Origin of the sequence: Paraburkholderia sp. J12, from assembly GCF_905220215.1 — a bacterium.
Classification (GTDB): domain Bacteria; phylum Pseudomonadota; class Gammaproteobacteria; order Burkholderiales; family Burkholderiaceae; genus Paraburkholderia.
On sequence record NZ_CAJMZC010000010.1, the window covers coordinates 168,012 to 185,872 of the forward strand.

The following is a 17,861-nucleotide window of genomic DNA, read 5'->3' on the forward strand; positions in this document are numbered from 1 at the left end:
GATGAACACCGCTGCTAAGGTATGGCAGGATCCGGCTGCATTGGACGTCGTACAGGCGTTTTGGCGCTTGATGGGCACGAACGACTTCTATGCGGTCGAGGCGGTTCTGGCCAGGGACTTCGTGCTGGAATGGCCGCAATCGAACGAGCGTATTCGGGGCGCCACGAATTTCGCGCGGCTCAATACTGCCTATCCCGCACAAGGGCCGTGGGTCTTCACGATCAACCGCATGGTCGCCAACGAGAACGAGGTGGTTTCGGACGTGGACGTCACGGACGGTGTTCTCAATGCGAAGGCCATTTCGTTCTTTACGATCGAACAAGGCAAAATCACGCGGATGGTCGAATTCTGGCCCGAGCTCTATGAGGCTCCCTTTGATCGAACGGCGTTCGTCGAACCGATTAAATAGACGATTCAGACGATTCGATTTTCGAGGGATGTCGGCTCGGGGTCTTGATGGGAGGCAGAGATCGTGAAGCATGCAGGTTCAGAGGCACTGAAGCGGCTTGAGAGCTTGCTTTGCCAGCTACGTGAATTTCCCGGATTGAGCGAACGCTCGACGGGCATTTTCTATCGGAAATCGAAGCCATTTCTGCATTTTCACGAGGATCCCACCGGCCTTTATGCCGACGTGAGAATCGAATTGGAGTTCGAGCGCTTTCCCGTGAACTCCGAGGGCGAGAAAAGCACGCTGCTCAAAGCGATTGGGCGCGCGATTGCGCCTGCCTGAGTTTCCGCGCTTACCCCTTGTCACGACGCATGCCGCGGACATGCGCGATAGATAATCCCTCTGGCGCTTTTGCAAAGCTGTCATCGTTACGAAAAGCATTTACGGAAAAATCGGCGGGTTAATCGTCGCCCGAGCGCCATTCGGCTCGAAGCCGTCAACTCGTCCAATTCAACCGTAGAGGCTCCGTATGTCCGAAGATTCGATTTTCGCGAACGCGTGCTGCGCCACTCATAACGATCAACCCGGCGATCCCCGGACGGGCGTTTCGCGCCGCGGCTTCCTGAAGCTGGCAGGCGCTTCGGGCCTCGCCGCCGGGACCGGTGCGTTGGCAATGAGCGCAAACGCAGTCGCGGCGGCTCCGGACGGCACTCCCGAGCAGGTTCATCTGACCTGGGGACGGGACCCGGCCAGCGAGGTCGTCATCTCGTGGGCCTCGCTGGCCGCCGCGGTGAACCCTCGCGTGAGCATCGGCGTGACGGGCGAGCGCGCACAGGTCCGGCATGCGGTGGAACGCAGCTATACGGACGGCATCAACGGCGAAACGGTCTATACGTATCACGTCGCGCTGCACGATCTGCAACCGGGCACGCGCTACCTGTACCAGGTGACGGCCGACAACGACAGCAACATGGGCACGCCGTTCAGCGCCGACTTCCTAACGGCGCCGCGCGGGCGCACGCCCTTTCGCTGGACCAGCTACGGCGACCTCGCCACGCCCAATACGAAGTGGGTTCTCTCGTATCCGCAGAGCCGTTTCGCCGTGGCGGCCGTGGAGCAGTTCAAGCCGCTCTTTCATCTGCTCAACGGCGACCTGTGCTACGGCAACCTGAACCCGACTTCGCAACCCTCGGTGTGGCGCGATTTCGGCAACAACGTGCAGACCTCGGCGGCCAATCGTCCGTGGATGCCGTGCCCCGGCAATCACGAACTCGAATTCAACAACGGCAATCAGGGCCTCGCGTCTTACCTGACGCGCTATACGCTGCCCGAGAACGGCACGCATTTTCGCGGCCACTGGTATAGCTTCCAGGTGGGATCGATCCTGTTCGTGTCGCTCGATGCGGACGACGTGGTCTATCAGGATGCCGCCGCCTTCGTGGCCGGTCCGGCACCGCTCGTGCCGGACAGCCGTACCGGCAATCCGCCGATCCCGGCCGGCACGTCGCTGTACGTGCGCGGCTACAGCAACGGCGAGCAGACCCGCTGGCTCGAAAGAACGCTGCATCGCGCTTCGAACGATCCGGGCGTCGACTGGATCGTCGTGCAGATGCACCAGGACGCGCTCTCGTCTTCGTCGACCGGCAACGGTTCGGATAAAGGGATCCGGGAGGCCTGGCTGCCGCTATTCGACCGCTACGGCGTGGACCTCGTGCTGTGCGGCCACGATCACGACTACGAGCGCAGCTACCCGGTGCGGGGATACAACCGCAACGCGGGTGTCGATGCCACGACGGGTGTGCCGGTCGAAACGTTGCAGCCGAAGCCGGTCGTCACGTCCGATCCGGAGAATGCCACGTTCGATACCAGCAAGGGCACGATACACCTGATCCTGGGCGGCGGCGGAACGAACGCGCCGCTGGATGTGTATGGCAAGGACGCCGCCACGGGCCAGGTTCAGGCCAAGGTCTTCACGAAACCCAATCGCCCGATACCGGGCAAGACGGTGGGCACGTTCGTGCGCGCGCCGGCGGACGCGCTGGAAGATGCGATCTGGTCCGCGCGGCGCGACACCGGCACGGGGTATGGCCTGGCTGTGTTCGACTACGATCCGGGCACGGCAGGCGGCAAGACGACCATCACGATGAACTACTATCACGCGCCCGGTGCGGATCAGACGCCCACGGCCGACTACCAGTTGTTCGAAACGATCGTGCTGGAGAAGCCGCGACGGACGTAAGCAATCCGGTGCAGGGCGGGCGTAGCGCTCGCCCCTCTGTTCGGGCGGTCGGCCATTCGTTACGCAAGCAATCGCGCAGCGTAGCGTCGATAGATCCAGGTGGAACCGGCATTGTCGATCAACATGGCGTCAGTGCGGTTGCGCGTTAAACAGCAAGTTCGTTTCGACGGGAACGGTTTTTCCATCCGGGCCGGAGTAGGGTTTGCAGGTAGCGAGGCGCGACTGGCGCAAGGCAAGATCGTCGAAGGCGGAACTGCCGGACGACTGTTCGAGCACGGCATCCATGATTTCGCCCTGTGCGTTGAGGGAGATACGAACGGCAGCGAACAGCGGCTGCGGCGGCAGTTCCGGCAGGGATTCGGCTGGCAGGCCGTAGCGGCACGGTATCGCGCTGGCCGACACGTAGAGCGGCGGCAACGGCGCGTCGATGGCCTGAATGGATTGCGCGAAAGGCGCGCCCAGCAGACCGGGGTTGAGTTTGACGTCGTAAAGACGGGACATCGGATCTGCGTGATAGTGCACCTCGCCGCATTGAAGCGGCAGCCTCGAGAACGTTGCGCCCTGCACGAAATCCTGCGACGGCTGATCCAGCGCAAGCCAGCAGCGCGCGTTCTTTCCATGGGTGACGACGATCGTGCCGGTTGTCTGGACGTCGCGGGCCGCCAGCAGTTTTTCTCCAAGCCACGTGTTCGCGATCATCGTAAGACTCGCTCCGAGGAAAAGCGAGCCGATGAACGCCGAAGTGACGGCGGTGGAAACGACGGCACCTGCGAGGGCCTGGGATCGCAAGTGAACCGGAATGACGATGAGGACGGTGAGGACTGCGAATATCAGCCCCGCTGCCAGTGAGTAGAGCGCTATCGTCAGCGGTGTCAGCGAGGCTTCCAGAAGCGAGAAGCACAAGCCGAATACGATCCCTGTGCCAATGGAAAGAAACAGATAGGGCAGCGTTAGCCGACCGGTGTCGACTGCATCGTTCACAGAAGCTCCAATGAGCTGCTCGATGCGCATCGCCGCATCGCCCACGCAGGCTGAAAGGCGTTGCCCGGATTCGGCGGCTTTCGCGTTGCTGACGGTGGCAATGAGCTTGCCTTTCTGCAACTGTAGCCGGCTGCCCGCCTGCAGCACCGCGTCGACGGCTCTGGATAATTCCTCATCGCTTCTGAGGACGTCGAGCGTACGGCCAGTCAGCCCAAAGACCGCTACGCCGCCACTGAACCGTTCCGGCGGTTGAAGGCGGAATATTCTGATAAGCTGCGAACCCAGTCCGCCTGCGTTGGTCCGCACGAAACAGATCGAGCCGCTTACGTTGCAGGGAGTCTTGATGAACGTGACCTGCTTCGTGCGCTGCAGACTGACTGCGCGTGGCGATGCCTGATCGAGTGATGGCCTGTTTTCTTCTGAGTGCATACCCCGAGTACTCTTTATTCGAAGGCGACCGAGAAAAGCGTCTATTTGATTTTTATTTCGACTGCCGGATTGTATGAGTGTAGATCAAAGAGGTTCGACCAGGTTGCCCCGGCAGGAGGGAATCGTAGTAGTGGATCTCGGGGCTTTGACGCGCGGTTGTCCTGCCCGTTATGCGCTATGCTGGCTGCATGGAATGGCTCGTGGACAAACGAGCCACTCGCAACGCGTTCGAGAAAACAACATGAACATCACATTCTTGCCCACGACCCACGACGATGCCGAGGCATTGGTCAACATCCGCATCAACGCCATGCGGGAGAGCCTTGAACGTATCGGCCGCTTCGATCGCCAGCGGGCGAGAGAGCGCTTCCTTGCCGCATTCGATCCGGCATGGTGCAGGTTCATCGCGGTCGAGGGCGAGCGAGTCGGCTTCGTCGCGGCAAAACCGGATGACGAGCATCTTGCGCTCGAACACCTGTACATCGTCCCGGAACATCAGGGTAGGGGCATCGGCTCGATCGTCCTCGATGCCGTCTTTGCCGACGCCGATAGCCAGGCCATGCCGGTGAAAGTGGGCGCGTTGCGCGAAAGCGATTCCAATCGCTTCTATCGACGCCACGGCTTCACGCAGACAGGCGAAGGAGAGTGGGACATCTACTACGTCCGAGCCCCGCGAACGACGCCGTAAGGGCCACCGTCTAAGCGGCGCCGTCGAGAATGCTGCGCAAGTGATCGACGTAGCCCTCGAAGGCGCGCCGCCCCTCTTTCGTGATGGCAATGGACGTCCGAGGCTTTTTGCCGACGAAGTCTTTTTCCATCTGGACATAGCCGCATTTCTCCAATGTCGCGAGATGCGCGCCGAGATTGCCTTCGGTTGCTCCAACGATCGCGCGCAGTCTGACGAACTCAATCGATTCGCGAGCGGGAAGCGCCTTGAGTGCGGCCATGATTTTCAGGCGCACGGGCTGATGAATGACTTCGTCGAGCGAATCCATTCATGCTCTCCGCAGCCACAGGCCCGCCAGTATGAGCGCGCCGCCGCCCACTACGGCCATCCACAGATAAAAATGCGTGGCCAGCATGAAATAGCCGAACACGATGAGCGCTGCCAGCACGACACCGGCCACCACGAATCGTGCGCCGAGCCAGAGGCCGGCAAGCACATAGAACAGCGCGACGATCAAGGCAATGAGTGCCGCCGATTGAGGGCCGGTGATCGGCTGGAAAATATTCAGCACGAGAATGTAGAAGACAAAGATGCTGACAATGGATGCCAGCCAGCGCCAGCTCGTAGCCGAGGCGTGATCTTTCCCGCGCTGCCCGAGGTAGATACAACCCAGCGTTCCGGCGATATCGAGCGGGATCCAGATCCAGTTGGCCTGGACCGGAAAGCGGTCGGTGAGGACGAAGCCCAATGCCCAGATTGCCCCCCACAGTATCAACATCGGTGCTGTTCGCTGGTAGCGATAGAGCTGACCACTCCGGTTTTCAACGGCTGCAATTTCACGCAGGGCCGAAGCGGCTTGTTCGGATGAGAGCGACATAGAGTTCTCCGGTTGATTTGTAGAGTACTCTATACGACAGAGTAAAAAGCTGCAAGCCAATCAGTGGATGAGAAGGCGATGTAAGGTCTTTGTTTTCTTACTCTGTCGATGCCGGGCGTGAAGGCGTATCCGAGTCGGTGGTCTTCAACGAGGGAGGAAAAGTGCCGGCGTTGTGCGGCGCAGTGATCGAATACCCGGCCATCTCCAGCCGGTGCAGGAGCGAGTCGTCCCCAAAGAAATGGGCCGCGCCCACGGCGACCAGGATGGGGCCTTTCCCATGAAAATAACCATAGGACTGCATCGTGGCGGCAAAGAGCGCGGTCCCGCCTTCCAGGACGTATCGCGTTTCCTCGTAATGCGCCCGTTCTTCATGGGGATCGCGCGTCGTTATCAGTTTGCCCAGCCGGCTCGCATCGCCGTCCAGCCAGGCTTCTTCGAGTTCGTTGAGATTCAGGTCGCCTGGCGTGGTGCCGGTCAGATCGTGGCAGGCGCCGTACAGGCTGGCATCCTGTTCCTCGAATGGCATGTCGTCGAACAGTTTCAATGCTTGTGGCAGCGTTTCGAGGTAGATCAGCGGAATCATGTTCTTCTGCGCGAGATGGAACAGCCGCAAGTCGATTCCGGCATGATCGGCGGGCAGGCTACCGCTTGCCTGCTGGGCGGGAGTCCGGCCCGTCATCCGTCGCGTGTCCAGGACCATGGCGGCCAGCCACGGCTTGAGCTGCAGGAACTGCACGATGTTCAGACCGCTTTGCCGTGCACACCCCGCCAGTTGTTCGGCTGTCATGCTCCTGGCGTGATTCGTGAGGTTGTCGGCGGTGTCGTAGATCCCGAACCGTCGTGCCATCTGCAGCTCGCTTCGGTTCAAGGACGGCGGTACCTCCAGCACGATCGCCTGAACGCGTGTCGCAAGCTGCGCCAGCCACGGGTCGACGCGCGCGTCGTTGATGCTCAGGAAGTGGATCGTGGGAAGCAGCAGCAAGGTGGGGCGCCCCGGAGCGGTCGCCGTCCATAACGGTGGTCCGTCGTTGCCCGGTGCGGCTTGCGTCGGCGTCGCCTCGCTCGCGCCAATCAATGCACTGCACATCAGCGCGACTATGCACCGCACAGCAGATCGCATGACACGGCCCTCTGTTTTCTTGATCGCGCCGGTTCATCGAGCGACTCGAATCGTTCCGGCGTGGGTTGGGTCGGATTGTTCTGGGGCTACGCGATGACGATATAACGTCTAGTTGTCCTGCTGAATGTGCGGTAGACCACGCTCGGCCGATCCCTTGTTGATGGGCTATGCAATGCGCATTTACATTAGCTCGCAGACTCATTTCGCGTCGCCGACTCCGCGGGCCTCATCGTTGCGACCGCAATCATCAACGCTGCTGCCAATATCGCGGCGGCGATCAGTACCGCGATGTGCAGCCCCTCGACCATCCTCTCTTCCGCGCCCGAAACGAGCGCACCGAAAACCCCGACACCCAGCGCACCGCCCACCTGCCGCGCGGTATTCAGAACGCCCGAAGCAATCCCGGTGGAGCCCGAATCGACATGAGCGAGGACGGCGGTATTGATCGACGGCACGGCCAGCGCGACACCCACGCCAATGACCAGCAGCGGCAGCGTAATCGTCAGATAGCTGCTCTGGCTCTCGATCAGGCCGAGCGAAAGAAAACCCGCCGCTGCCAGAGTCTGCCCCAGCACCATCGGAAATCGGTAGCCGAACCGCGTCGTCAGCGCGCCCGAAACCAGATTGGCCGCCGTGACAACGGCGGTCAGCGGCAGGAAGGCGAGGCCCGTCTGGAGCGGCGAATAGTGCCACACGCTCTGGAAGAAAAGACTCATCGCGAACATCAGCCCGTAATAGCCGAAGTTGAGCGCCAGTCCGATCAGCGAACTCGCGTTGACCGCCGGTATCTGGAACAGCGAGAGCGGCAGCATGGGGTGCCGCTGCTGCTTTTCCACCAGCACGAACAGCAGGCCAAAAACAACGAACCCGGCCAGCCCCCACGTTACGGCCGGGCTTTTCCAGCCGTGGTCGCCGCTTTCCACGACGGCGAACGTGAGTGCCACGAGCGCCGCTGCGGCCAGGACTTGCCCAGCAAGATCGATCTTGCGTGCGGCATTGCGCGGGGTATCGGGTGCGTAGGCCAGCGTCAGCCAGATACCGAGGATGCCGAAGGGCACGTTGATCAGAAAGATGCTTGGCCAGCCGAGGCTGCCGACCAGCACGCCGCCCACGACCGGTCCGGCGCCCAATGCCATGGCCGCGGTCCCGGCCCAGATGCTGACCGCCCTGGCTCGGGCTTTCGCATCGGGAAAGGTGGCCCTGAGCAGCGAAAGCGACGAGGGCACACACAAGGCCGCACCCACGCCCTGGGCCGTGCGCGCGGCAACCAGCGCCAATGCGTGCGGCGCGAATCCGCAGACGACCGATGCCAGCGTGAACACCGCAAAGCCGCTCACGAAAACGCGTCGCGCGCCCAGACGGTCGCCCAGCGCGCCCGCGCTGAGCAGCAGGCTCGCGAACGCGAGCGTATAGGCGTTGAGCACCCATTCGAGCTGCGCGGAATCCACCGCGAGGGTTTCCTGAATGCGCTTGAGCGCGACGTTCACGACGGTTACGTCGAGGCAGATGATCGCAAAGCCGAGGCTGGTTGCGAGAAGAGCAAGACGCGGGGATCGGGCAGGGTGTCCGTACATGGGCGAATAGGGAGAAGCAGGTTGACGGGATCGTCGAGGCACGGGAGCACTCTAATTCCCCCATTGAATTGGATAAAGACACTGCGGTTTGGCGCAGAACCCATTAAAATTGGGGAATGGACCTGCTCAAAGCGATGACCGTGTTCGTGCACGTGGTCGAGACCGGCAGTCTCACGGCCGCTGCGGATGCCTGCGGCCTCTCCCCCACCATGGTGGGCAATCATCTGCAGGCGCTGGAAGTGCGGCTCGGCACGCGGCTCATTCACCGCACCACGCGCAAGCAGCAGATCAGCGCATTCGGGCGCACTTATTACGAGCGATGTGTCGAAATTCTCGGCTTGATCGACGACGCCGAGCGATTGGCGCTCGACCATCTCGGGACGCCCCGCGGTCTGCTGCGCGTTACGGCACCGGTGATTTTCAGCAGCGAATGCCTGATCCCGTCGCTGGCGGACTACTGCCGCCGCTATCCCGAGGTCCAGCTGGACGTGGTGGCGAGCGACGCCGTATCGGACCTCGTGGAGGACGGCTTCGAGGCGGCGATCCGGCTCGGCACGCCCAGCAGTCCCGATCTCGTCGCCCGTCCCTTGCAGCCGTATCGGCTCGTGCTGTGTGCATCGCCCGCTTACCTCGAAGCGCATGGCGCACCCGCTTCGCCGGAAGCCTTGCGCGATCATCAATGCCTGACCTACGCTTACCCGCCACGCTCTGAAATGCGCGCGGTGCAGCCCGAGTGGATCTTGTCGGGTTCGAGCGGCTCTGTGAGCGTTCCCGTTGGCGGACGGCTGCGGATCGACAGCGCCGACGCCCTGCGCAGGGCCATTCTGGCAGGCATGGGCATTGCGATGCTGCCTTCCATTCTGGTCGACGACGATATCGAAGCCGGGCGCCTTGTTGGCGTTCTGCCCGGCGAAGCGCCGCCCGCGCGGCCGATCAATCTGCTTTATCTGCGCGATCGCCAGATGTCGCCCAAGCTGCGCAGCTTCGTCGATTTCGTTCTGGAGCGCTTCGGGGCGGCGCCCGATCAAAAGGGTTGACGTTGTCCGCAAGCTCGAGGGCGCAACGGGGTCATACCCGCCGGTTTGAAAGCCGCTCACGCAGCGTGAGGCTTTTTCTCCTGGCGTGCTATTTTTAAAGCCCCGTTTCTAAAGCCCATTCAGCGGGATCGATGGCGGCACGCAGCATGCTTTCGCGTCCTGCCTGAACTGAGAGGAGACATGCCATGACGATTCAAAAGATCACGCCATTCCTTTGGTATGCCAGGGAAGCGGAAGAGGCTGCGGCTTTCTATACGAGTATCTTTCCCGATTCGCATGTGATTCGGGTCACGCCGGTGCCGAGCGCCGGCACCACGAGATTCGTCGAGTTCGTTCTCTTCGGGCAGCCCTTCATCGCCATGAGCCACGAAGCCGCCGAGCCCTTCAATCACGCGATTTCGCTCCTGGTGAACTGCGCGGACCAGGCGGAGCTGGACCGCTACTGGAGCGCGTTTCTCGAGGACGGTGCGGTCCCCAACGGCTGCGGCTGGCTGAAAGACCGCTTCGGCGTGTTATGGCAGATCGTGCCGGACGATCTCATTCCGATGATGGCCGATACCGATCCGGTCAAGGCAAAACGCGTGGCCGACGCCATGATGCAAATGACGAAGTTCGACGCCGCAGCGCTTAGGGCCGCCTATGCGGGCACCGGCGGCTAGCAGGAAGCGCGGGTCGGCGGATCAGGCCGCGGCACGCCGGTAGGTCAGGAACGCATGGCGAATCGGGCCTTCCATTTCGACTCTTTCCACGCATTCGAAGTGTGAAGGCAGGTCGGGAAACGTCGTATCGCCCGCCGGCGCCAGATCGATTTCGGTGAGATAGATCGTGTCCGCATACGGCAGGAAAAGGCGATAGATTTTCTCGCCACCGGCGATGAACACTTCGTCCCGCGCATCGTCGGTGATGCACTGGATGGCTTCCTCCAGCGAGCGGCAGGTGGCCACAGGTTCGCCATCGGGCACCTGCGTGCCCATGACCAGTATGTCCCGACCGGGAAGCGGACGGCCGATCGATTCATAGGTGCGTCGCCCCATCACGACAAGATGGCCCAGCGTGAGCTGCCGGAAGCGGCGCTGTTCGCCCGGTACTTTCCAGGGGATATCGTTGGCCGCGCCGATCACGCGATTCCTGGCCATGGCGGCCACGAGCGAAATACGCTTGCCGTTCAACATGTCGGCTCCCGTGCAGGATGGTCGAGGCCAGGGCGGACTTGGCGCCTGTTAGCCATGCCAGAGGATCAACTGGTAACCCACGACCACGGCGTTGTAGACAGCATGCGTGGTCATCGAAGCCAGCAGCATCTGCTTGCGCGCATACACCCATGCCGTGCCGAGACCCAGCACAAATACGGGCAGCATCGAGAAGGGCGGATGGAGCACGGCGAACAGCGCGGCGCTGCCCAGTGCCGAAAGCGGCAGATTCAGCGAACGGCGCAACCCGCCGAAGATCAGTCCGCGGAAGATGAACTCTTCGAATACGGGCGCGGCGCACACGACCAGCAGTCCGACGAGAACGCGCGCTTGCAGCGGCAAAGGATGCGTCGAGGCGTTGTGCGGTGCAAAATCATAGTGGTCTGCCAGCCACAGGTAAGCGAGCCCCACGCCAGCACAAAGCAGGCCGACTCCGGCTCCCGCGAGGAGCGCACGTGCGGCATCGGGGCCGAGTATCCTGGGCACGCCCCGCGTTTGCAGCGCCCGAAACGTGCCCTGCGCCAAGGCGTAGGTGAGGGCGCCGGCACAGACGTACGCCAGCGTGACGCGGGAGACCGCGTCGCCGTGTATCTCGTGCCGAAGCCACGCGTTGGCGATGATCTGCAATACGAAGAAAAACGTAGCCGCGATCAGGCCGTCCGCCAGTGCGACTTCCGATGGCGGTGCCGCTGCGGGATCGAGCAGATAGGGCAACCGGTCTGCCGCCTTTTGCCAGAGCGCGAAAGCGAGCGCGCCGCAGAGCAGGATGATCGGCATTTCCCGGCGCCAGTCGTCCGTCAACAGGGCGTATGCGTAGATGCCCGTGAGCAGCAGGAACTGGTAGGTATAGAGGCTCCTCGACCACGTACTGCGCACACCCGCCAGCACGCCGATCGATACTCCCATTATCGAGTAGATGGCGAGACCAAGCGCGGCCAGGGCAAAGCCGCCTGAAAATTTCCATGGCGCTACGCGGGAGAGCGCAAGGCACACGGCGCACAGTATTGCGGGGTAGCACAGCGAGAGCACGAAATAGAAGCGCACCTTTTCCCGCAGAATGCGCATGATGGGGCGCGGGAAGGTATAGAGCAGCCAGAGCGAACCCTGCTCCGTCGTCAGCGCTTGCAGTGCGGATTGAGCGAGTACGTACGCTCCCACGCCGAATGCCACCGAAGCGAGCGCCGCGGGCTTCTGGGCCAGGATGCCCGCAAGCTGGCCGTTGAAGAGAAACTGCCCGCCTATCGTCACGAGCGGGACGCCGAAGAATTGCACGAGCAGGCGCCGGTCGCGCAACAGCAAGGTCAGTTCGCGCCAGACGATCGGGGAAAGCGAGAGACCAATGCCTTTGCCGCTCCCCGCGGGCGTCTGGCGGGTGGCACGCGTGGTGCGGCCACTCTCGCGCGCGCCATGCGCGACGAGTCCGTCGCGAAGCTGAAAGCGCAGGAACACGACGCTGAGCAGGATGATCAGTTCCGTCTCCAGCAGCAACAGGCCATAGAGTCCGAATGCGTTTGCCGCGGAGGGGGCGCAGAGGACCTGGATCGCCACGCCGGGCGGAGTCCAGATCACCCATTCCGGTGTGTAGTCGGCAAAGATGAGCGAATAGTGCTCGCCAGTCGGCGTGTGCAGATAAACCACGAAGAAAATGGCCGGTGCAAGCACGATGCCCAATATCGACTGGAGATTGCGCACGGTGTTCGGCGCGAGCACGATATGCAGTCCCATGTCGAGCACGGTCCAGATCGACGACACCGTCAGCAGCAAAGGCAGGACCACTGCGATTGTCCAGACTGGCGTCAGCCAGCCAGCGCCGGCGTGCCCTGCCACAATCGCGGCGGGCACAGCAAGGGCCGCCCACGCGATCGGATTGACGATGCCGCGCTCGACGATGCGCGAGCCAAGCAGCGTCGCCCGCGACATGGGCAGCGTCGAGATCCACTCGAAATCCCACCCGGGCCCCGACCGCAGCGAGAGAGTAACCGGATAGAGCACGCCGATTAACCAGAGCACTCCGGTCAGCATGGCGAGGCCGCGCAGCATTTCGTCGCCGGACAAGCTTGCCTGAATGCGGGCGGCTATCTCTTGCGCGAGAGGGGCCGCCGTGCCGTCGCAGCCGCCGTGGGTATGGCAGTACAAGGCCAGCACGAAGCCACGGATGCCGTTGCCAAGGGAGAAAAGCGAAATCGCCAGAATGAAGAGGAGTGCGATCGATGTGAATGCGGCGCGGGCGAACGTGTTTTGCGGTGGGTGGGTTTTGCCGGTGCGAGTTTGTCTGCGGCCGCGGAAGACGTAGCCGTACATGTTCCTCAGCCGGCGCAGCCTCAGGGCCGCGAGCAGGCACGTTGCGCGGATCTGTTCGCGATAGGGCGTCATCGCGAAGCCTCGCCCTGAGGGCTGTCGGTGGTGATGCTCAGGAAAACGTCTTCGAGGGAGCCGCCGAGCGTGGTGGCGGCGCGGATTTCGTCGAGCGTGCCCGTGGCGGCCAGCTTGCCGTGATGGATGATCGCCACGCGGCTGCACAGACGCTCGGCGATATCCAGCAGATGGGTGGACATGAAGATGGTCATGCCGCGCGAGGCGCATTCGATGAGCCGGTCGTTGACGTCGCGTGCGGCCCGCGGGTCGAGGCCGTTGATCGGTTCGTCGAGAATCAGCACGCTGGGCTCGTGGATCAGCGCGCACGCGAGCCCAAGCTTCTTTTTCATGCCCATCGAATAATTCACGGCAAATTCGTCGCGGGCGGTATCGAGGCCGAATTCGGCGAGCAGCTGCTCGGTGCGGGATTTGGCTTTCGTGCGCGAAAGACCCTGCATTTCGGCGACGAACTGCAGAATTTCATGGCCCCGCAGGTAATCGTAGAAGATCGGATTGTCGGGCAGATAACCGATGCGCCGTTTCACTTCGACGTCGTCGCCCCGGCAATCGAGCCCGTCGATGCGCACGGTGCCACTCGTGGGCACGAGTTGCCCGATCATCATAAGGATCGTGGTGGTCTTGCCGGCCCCATTGGGGCCGAGAAAACCGAATAGTTCGCCGCGCGCGACGCGAAGATCCAGAGGGTGGAGCGCCTGGACTTCGCCGTATCGCTTGGATAACCCCGTAAATTCGATCATTGGTGAAAGGTGTTTTTTGTTATGGAAGCGATCCCGCGCGCATGCTGCGCCGCATGACGTAATCGAAACGGTTTTTAAATGGACGGAATTTTCCGGTCATTCGCTGCTGGTCCACTCCACCTGCGCACCCACCGAGCGCAGATTCTCGACGAAGCGCGGATGGGCGCGACGGATCGGCACGGCGTTCATGATTTCGGAGCGTCCCTCGATGCTTGCGGCAACCATCAGCAGCGCAATCGCCACGCGGATGATGTACGGGCTTTCCACGCGCGCGGGCGAGAGCGGCAGGCCGCCGAACGTGACGAGCCGGTGCGGGTCGGAGAGGAACACGTGGGCGCCGAACTTCGAGAGTTCGCTCGTCCAGCCCATCGCACCGTCGTAGACCTTGTTCCAGAACATTGCACTGCCTTCGGCTTTCACGCCGAGCGCGACGAAGATGGGCAGCAGATCGACGGGCAAATAAGGCCACGGCGCGGCCTCGACCTTGGTGAGAATGTTTTGCGTAAACGGGCGGCGCACCCGCAGCGGGCCATCGCTCACCGCACGCGACCAGCCGTCGCGATGCACGACGTTCACGCCGAACTTCGCGAACGTCCGGTCGATCAGCGGGAACTGCTCCGGTGCGGAATTGCGCACGACGATGTCGCCGCCCGTGACCGCACCGAGCGCGAGGAAGGTCGCGATCTCATGGAAATCCTCGCTGAAACGGAACTCGGCGCCGCCGAGTTTTTGCCCACCGGTCACGGCGAGCCGCGAGGTGCCGATGCCTTCTATGCGAACGCCGAGCAGGGCGAGAAAGCGGCAGAATTCCTGCACGTGCGGTTCGGAGGCGGCGTTGACGAGCGTCGAGGTACCCGGTGCCGCGGCCGCGCACAGCGCGAAGTTCTCGGTGGTCGTGACCGACGCGTAGTCGAGCCAGTGATCGTTCGCGGCCATGCGTCCGCTGTTGCCCGTGTGTTTGCCCGCGTGGTTGCCCTCATCGTTGCGCACGATCAGCGAATCCTCAGTGCGCACGACGCGCGCGCCGAAGCGCTCGAACACCTCGACGTGCGGATCGATTTCGCGCACGCCGAGCGTGCAGCCCTTCACGTCGTTTTCCAGCCGCGCCACGCCGAAGCGCGCGAGCAGCGGCGGCACCAGCATGATCGACGAGCGCATTTCCACGGGCAGCTTGTGTACGGCGGGGTCGAACGCGGTGGCGCGGTGATGCAGATCGAGAATGCCGGTCGTGAAATTCACCGAGACCTCGCTGCCCAGCATGCGGAAGATATCGAGGATTTTCTTGACGTCGGTAATCTCCGGCACGCCGATAAGACGCACCGGCTGATCGGTGAGCAGCGTGGCGCAGAGAACGGGCAAAACGGCGTTCTTGTTGGCGGACGGTGTGATTTCGCCGCGTAGCGGGAGGCCGCCGTGGACGATCAGATTGGACATGTTCGGGCGTGGTCGTGAAACGAGGACGTGAGGCCAATATCATGCCATCGCTGGTGCGTTTCGCGTTGCGCATTTGAAGTTGCATATTCGAGGTTGCATATTCGAGGTTGCGTATTCGTCTCCCGGTCTTGATTTCAACTGGCTTTCTATAGAGGGGCTTTTAAATCCCTTTATGGCATTGCGCATTTTTGCGCCATATCGGACAGGGTTCAATGAAGTCTATAATCGGCTACCCAGTGATCCTGGATCCCCAAAGCACCTGCGCCAACCCATACAAGGTGGATCGATGCAGCGAAGCTCGACACAAGAACCGCGTAGATCAGCATTGGCCTGGATGGACCGCCTCGTTTGCCGGGTGCCGGCCGTTCTGCGTCAGCCCATAGCCGAGCCAGGCTCACGATCCGATTCCCGTCTCAACCCCTGCCTGCGTTTCATGCGCAGCGCTTAAACCGGGCGTTTCCGGCTGAGGTTCACGGCTAACTCCCATTACCCGATTTCGCCCTGCACGCATCCCATAAGCCAAAACCACAAGGAGCCAACTCGCCTATGAAATCGCCCGATCTACCGTCCGTATCCCGCACTGAAGCCGCCTCGCCGTCCCAGCACGCCAAAGGCATCAAGCGCATTTTCGTGGGTCCGCAAGGCATTCGCGTAGGATGGCGCATCGCACTGTTCTGGTTGATCTTCGCCGCCATATTTGCGGCGGCCGGGTTCATGCTGAGGGGTCTATTTCACGTCAATGTTTCGAGGATGAAGACGATTCCGCCTTCGTTCCTGCTGGTGGCGGAGGCCGTGCAACTCACGGCCATTGCGGCGGCGACGACTACGGTTGCGTTGATCGAGCGCCGCTCGCCGTTCTCGTACGGGCTGCAAGGCAGCGCCCGTGCGGTGCGCTTTGCGGGGGGCTTCATCAGCGGCGTGGCCGGCATTTCCGTGCTGGTCGGCGTGCTGTGGTCGCTGGGCTACGTCCAGCTGCAAGCGGGCGGGATCCCGACGGCCGAAGCGGTGAGGTACGGCCTGCTGTGGGCCATCGTATTTCTTGCCGTGGGTTTTTTCGAGGAGATGATGCTGCGCGGCTACTTCCTGTACGCGCTCACGCGCCGCATCGGTTTCTGGTGGGCCACGCTGCTGACGTCGGTCATTTTCGGCGCCATACATGGTGTCAACCACGGTGAGACGGTGATCGGCCTGCTTCAGGCGGGGGCTTTCGGTCTGATCGCCTGCCTGAGCATCTGGTACACGGGGTCGCTCTGGTGGGCGATCGGCTGCCACTTCGGCTGGGACTGGGCGCAGTCCTTCGTCTACGGCGTACACAACAGCGGCCTGCAGATCGAGGGCGCGCTCCTCTCCGCGCAGCCGGCCGGCAACGTCTGGCTGAGCGGCGGCAATACCGGGCCGGAGGGCAGCGTCTTCGCACTGCTCATGTGCGCGGCGATGGCCGCGCTGATGTTTCTGTGGTGGCGGCGCGGCGGCAGTGCGTTCGCCCGTGCCGGGGTGAACTGAACGCTAATCGGTTTTCGGTTCGCCTGACGACGCATCGGGCACGGCGCGCGCGATGCCATCGTGCGGACCGAGCGGCCGCTTCGGCCAGTCGGTCCAGCGGTCCTTGCGCGTGGCTTCGTGCGCTTCGTTCATCGGATAGCGAATGCGGTTCTCGCTCTTGGGCGTTTCGCCGATCACGAGCAGCCGCACTTCAGCGGTCGTATTGTTCAGAAAGCTGTGGCAAATACCCGTGCCCGCCGGAAAAGCCACGGCGTCGCCGGGGCGCAGCCGGTGCAGATGACCGTCGATCCAGGCGTCCGGCGTGCCTTCGAGCACATACACGAATTCCTCTTCGGCACTTTCCGCGTGCGGATACGAGGTGCGGCGACCCGGCGTGAGCCGCTCGTGATGAATGCCGATCCGGGTGAGACCCAATGCGCGCGCAAGCGGCGCGCCCAGTGCCATCAGCTCGGTGTCGCCGGTATAGTGCCCCGGCTCCGGGTTTTCGAGTTCGGTCCAATGGCGGATGAATGCCGGACGTTCCATGGTCGGTGTCTCCCCTAAGTGCAGGAGTGCCATGTAATCACGCACGCCAAGGCTTGTCCAGCGCTTCGGGGCAAACGTGTCTCGCAGATGCGGTCAACCCGTCAAGCCATCAACCGTCCGCGGCATCTCCGGCTACTGCCGATTCCTTCGCGGGCTGGCGCACGGCGCGTACCTTGCCGCTGTCGCCGCCGCCGCAGTAGAAGCGGTCGGCGCCATCCGATTCGAGCCCGGAAACGCCCGCGCCCGGCGGCATCTCGATGGCCTCCAGCACGACGCCCGTGAGCGGGTCGATGTGGCGCAGCTCGCTCTCGTGGTTTTCCCAGGTGCCGTGCCAGAGTTCGCCGTCCACCCAGGTCACGCCCGTGACGAAGCGATTCGACGAGAGACTGCGCAGAACCTTGCCCGTTTGCGGATCGACCTCGTGAATCTTGCGATCCTGATAGCGGCCCACCCACAGACTGCCTTCGGCCCAGGCGAGCCCGGAATTGCCCTCGCCCTCGGGCGCGGGAATCGTGGCGACGATGCGTCCCGTAGCGGGATCGATCTTGTGGATGTGGGCGCCGTCGATCTGATAGAGGTGCTGGCCGTCGAAGGCCGTGCCTGCGTGCGATGGCACGTCGATCGAGCGCACCGCTTCGCCGCTCGCGGGATCGAAGGCGTTCACCTTGTCGCCGGAGGCGAACCAGACATGCTCGCCGTCGTAGGTGACGCCGTGCACGTTGGCGACGCCCGCGAAGGGGCCATATTCACGGACGATTTCAGCACGGGTGCGTTTCATGGCGCG

The 17,861-nt window shown here is 62.6% G+C and carries 18 protein-coding genes; 7 read left to right on the plus strand and 11 right to left on the minus strand.

Features of this window, described 5'->3' with window-relative positions; translation table 11 throughout:
• The first annotated feature begins 1 nt into the window (after position 1).
• From U5760_RS21240 to U5760_RS21250, 3 genes are all read left to right on the plus strand, one after another.
• The gene (locus tag U5760_RS21240) at positions 2–409 is read left to right on the plus strand and encodes a nuclear transport factor 2 family protein (RefSeq protein ID WP_322014261.1); all 408 of its coding nucleotides are present in this window, start codon (positions 2–4) and stop codon (positions 407–409) included.
• Positions 410–472: 63 nt separating this feature from the next.
• Entirely contained in the window at positions 473–730 is a 258-nt protein-coding gene (locus U5760_RS21245; RefSeq protein ID WP_322014262.1) for a hypothetical protein, read from the plus strand.
• Between the two features lie 187 nt (positions 731–917).
• A complete protein-coding gene (locus U5760_RS21250; protein ID WP_322014263.1) occupies positions 918–2,627 on the plus strand; it encodes a fibronectin type III domain-containing protein in 1,710 nt (569 codons plus the stop codon).
• A 129-nt stretch (positions 2,628–2,756) separates the two neighbouring features.
• Here U5760_RS21250 and U5760_RS21255 read toward each other — a convergent pair whose 3' ends face one another.
• Positions 2,757–4,037 carry a hypothetical protein gene (locus U5760_RS21255; protein ID WP_322014264.1) on the minus strand — a complete coding sequence of 427 codons (1,281 nt, stop codon included), beginning with the start codon at positions 4,035–4,037 and terminating at the stop codon, positions 2,757–2,759.
• 241 nt (positions 4,038–4,278) lie between these two features.
• Between U5760_RS21255 and U5760_RS21260 the strand changes: the two genes are divergently transcribed.
• Positions 4,279–4,725 carry a GNAT family N-acetyltransferase gene (locus U5760_RS21260; protein WP_322014265.1) on the plus strand — a complete coding sequence of 149 codons (447 nt, stop codon included), beginning with the start codon at positions 4,279–4,281 and terminating at the stop codon, positions 4,723–4,725.
• A gap of 10 nt (positions 4,726–4,735) precedes the next feature.
• Here U5760_RS21260 and U5760_RS21265 read toward each other — a convergent pair whose 3' ends face one another.
• The 4 genes from U5760_RS21265 to U5760_RS21280 form a co-directional block, all read right to left on the minus strand.
• The gene (locus tag U5760_RS21265) at positions 4,736–5,032 is read right to left on the minus strand and encodes a transcriptional regulator (RefSeq protein WP_322014266.1); all 297 of its coding nucleotides are present in this window, start codon (positions 5,030–5,032) and stop codon (positions 4,736–4,738) included.
• A complete protein-coding gene (locus U5760_RS21270; RefSeq protein WP_322014267.1) occupies positions 5,033–5,581 on the minus strand; it encodes a hypothetical protein in 549 nt (182 codons plus the stop codon).
• 97 nt (positions 5,582–5,678) lie between these two features.
• Positions 5,679–6,701 (minus strand): TraB/GumN family protein, encoded by a 1,023-nt coding sequence (locus U5760_RS21275; protein WP_322014268.1) that lies wholly within the window; start codon positions 6,699–6,701, stop codon positions 5,679–5,681.
• Positions 6,702–6,886: 185 nt separating this feature from the next.
• Entirely contained in the window at positions 6,887–8,275 is a 1,389-nt protein-coding gene (locus U5760_RS21280) for an MFS transporter (protein ID WP_322014269.1), read from the minus strand.
• 116 nt (positions 8,276–8,391) lie between these two features.
• Between U5760_RS21280 and U5760_RS21285 the strand changes: the two genes are divergently transcribed.
• Together U5760_RS21285 and U5760_RS21290 are read left to right on the plus strand one after the other, a co-directional pair.
• The gene (locus U5760_RS21285; protein ID WP_322014270.1) at positions 8,392–9,312 is read left to right on the plus strand and encodes a LysR family transcriptional regulator; all 921 of its coding nucleotides are present in this window, start codon (positions 8,392–8,394) and stop codon (positions 9,310–9,312) included.
• Positions 9,313–9,497: 185 nt separating this feature from the next.
• Positions 9,498–9,971 (plus strand): VOC family protein, encoded by a 474-nt coding sequence (locus tag U5760_RS21290; RefSeq protein WP_322014271.1) that lies wholly within the window; start codon positions 9,498–9,500, stop codon positions 9,969–9,971.
• A gap of 21 nt (positions 9,972–9,992) precedes the next feature.
• Here the strand turns inward: U5760_RS21290 and U5760_RS21295 are convergent, their stop codons facing one another.
• The 4 genes from U5760_RS21295 to U5760_RS21310 all read right to left on the minus strand — a co-directional run bounded on the left by U5760_RS21295 (position 9,993) and on the right by U5760_RS21310 (position 15,049).
• Positions 9,993–10,484, minus strand: coding sequence for a dihydrofolate reductase (locus U5760_RS21295; RefSeq protein WP_322014272.1), 492 nt, complete (start codon positions 10,482–10,484; stop codon positions 9,993–9,995).
• Between the two features lie 48 nt (positions 10,485–10,532).
• Positions 10,533–12,875 (minus strand): CPBP family intramembrane glutamic endopeptidase, encoded by a 2,343-nt coding sequence (locus U5760_RS21300; RefSeq protein WP_322014273.1) that lies wholly within the window; start codon positions 12,873–12,875, stop codon positions 10,533–10,535.
• Positions 12,872–13,615, minus strand: coding sequence for an ABC transporter ATP-binding protein (locus tag U5760_RS21305; protein WP_322014274.1), 744 nt, complete (start codon positions 13,613–13,615; stop codon positions 12,872–12,874). The genes U5760_RS21300 and U5760_RS21305 overlap by 4 nt, the downstream gene beginning before the upstream one ends.
• A 96-nt stretch (positions 13,616–13,711) precedes the next feature.
• Positions 13,712–15,049, minus strand: a complete 1,338-nt coding sequence (locus U5760_RS21310) for a UDP-N-acetylglucosamine 1-carboxyvinyltransferase (protein WP_322014275.1) — start codon at positions 15,047–15,049, stop codon at positions 13,712–13,714.
• A 546-nt stretch (positions 15,050–15,595) separates the two neighbouring features.
• Between U5760_RS21310 and U5760_RS21315 the strand changes: the two genes are divergently transcribed.
• Positions 15,596–16,552: a CPBP family intramembrane glutamic endopeptidase gene (locus U5760_RS21315; protein ID WP_322014276.1), complete on the plus strand. Its 957-nt coding sequence runs from the start codon at positions 15,596–15,598 to the stop codon at positions 16,550–16,552.
• Between the two features lie 3 nt (positions 16,553–16,555).
• Here the strand turns inward: U5760_RS21315 and U5760_RS21320 are convergent, their stop codons facing one another.
• Both U5760_RS21320 and U5760_RS21325 read right to left on the minus strand, forming a co-directional pair.
• Positions 16,556–17,077, minus strand: a complete 522-nt coding sequence (locus tag U5760_RS21320) for a cupin domain-containing protein (protein ID WP_322014277.1) — start codon at positions 17,075–17,077, stop codon at positions 16,556–16,558.
• Between the two features lie 109 nt (positions 17,078–17,186).
• Positions 17,187–17,855, minus strand: a complete 669-nt coding sequence (locus U5760_RS21325) for a PQQ-binding-like beta-propeller repeat protein (RefSeq protein WP_322014278.1) — start codon at positions 17,853–17,855, stop codon at positions 17,187–17,189.
• Positions 17,856–17,861: the final 6 nt, after the last annotated feature.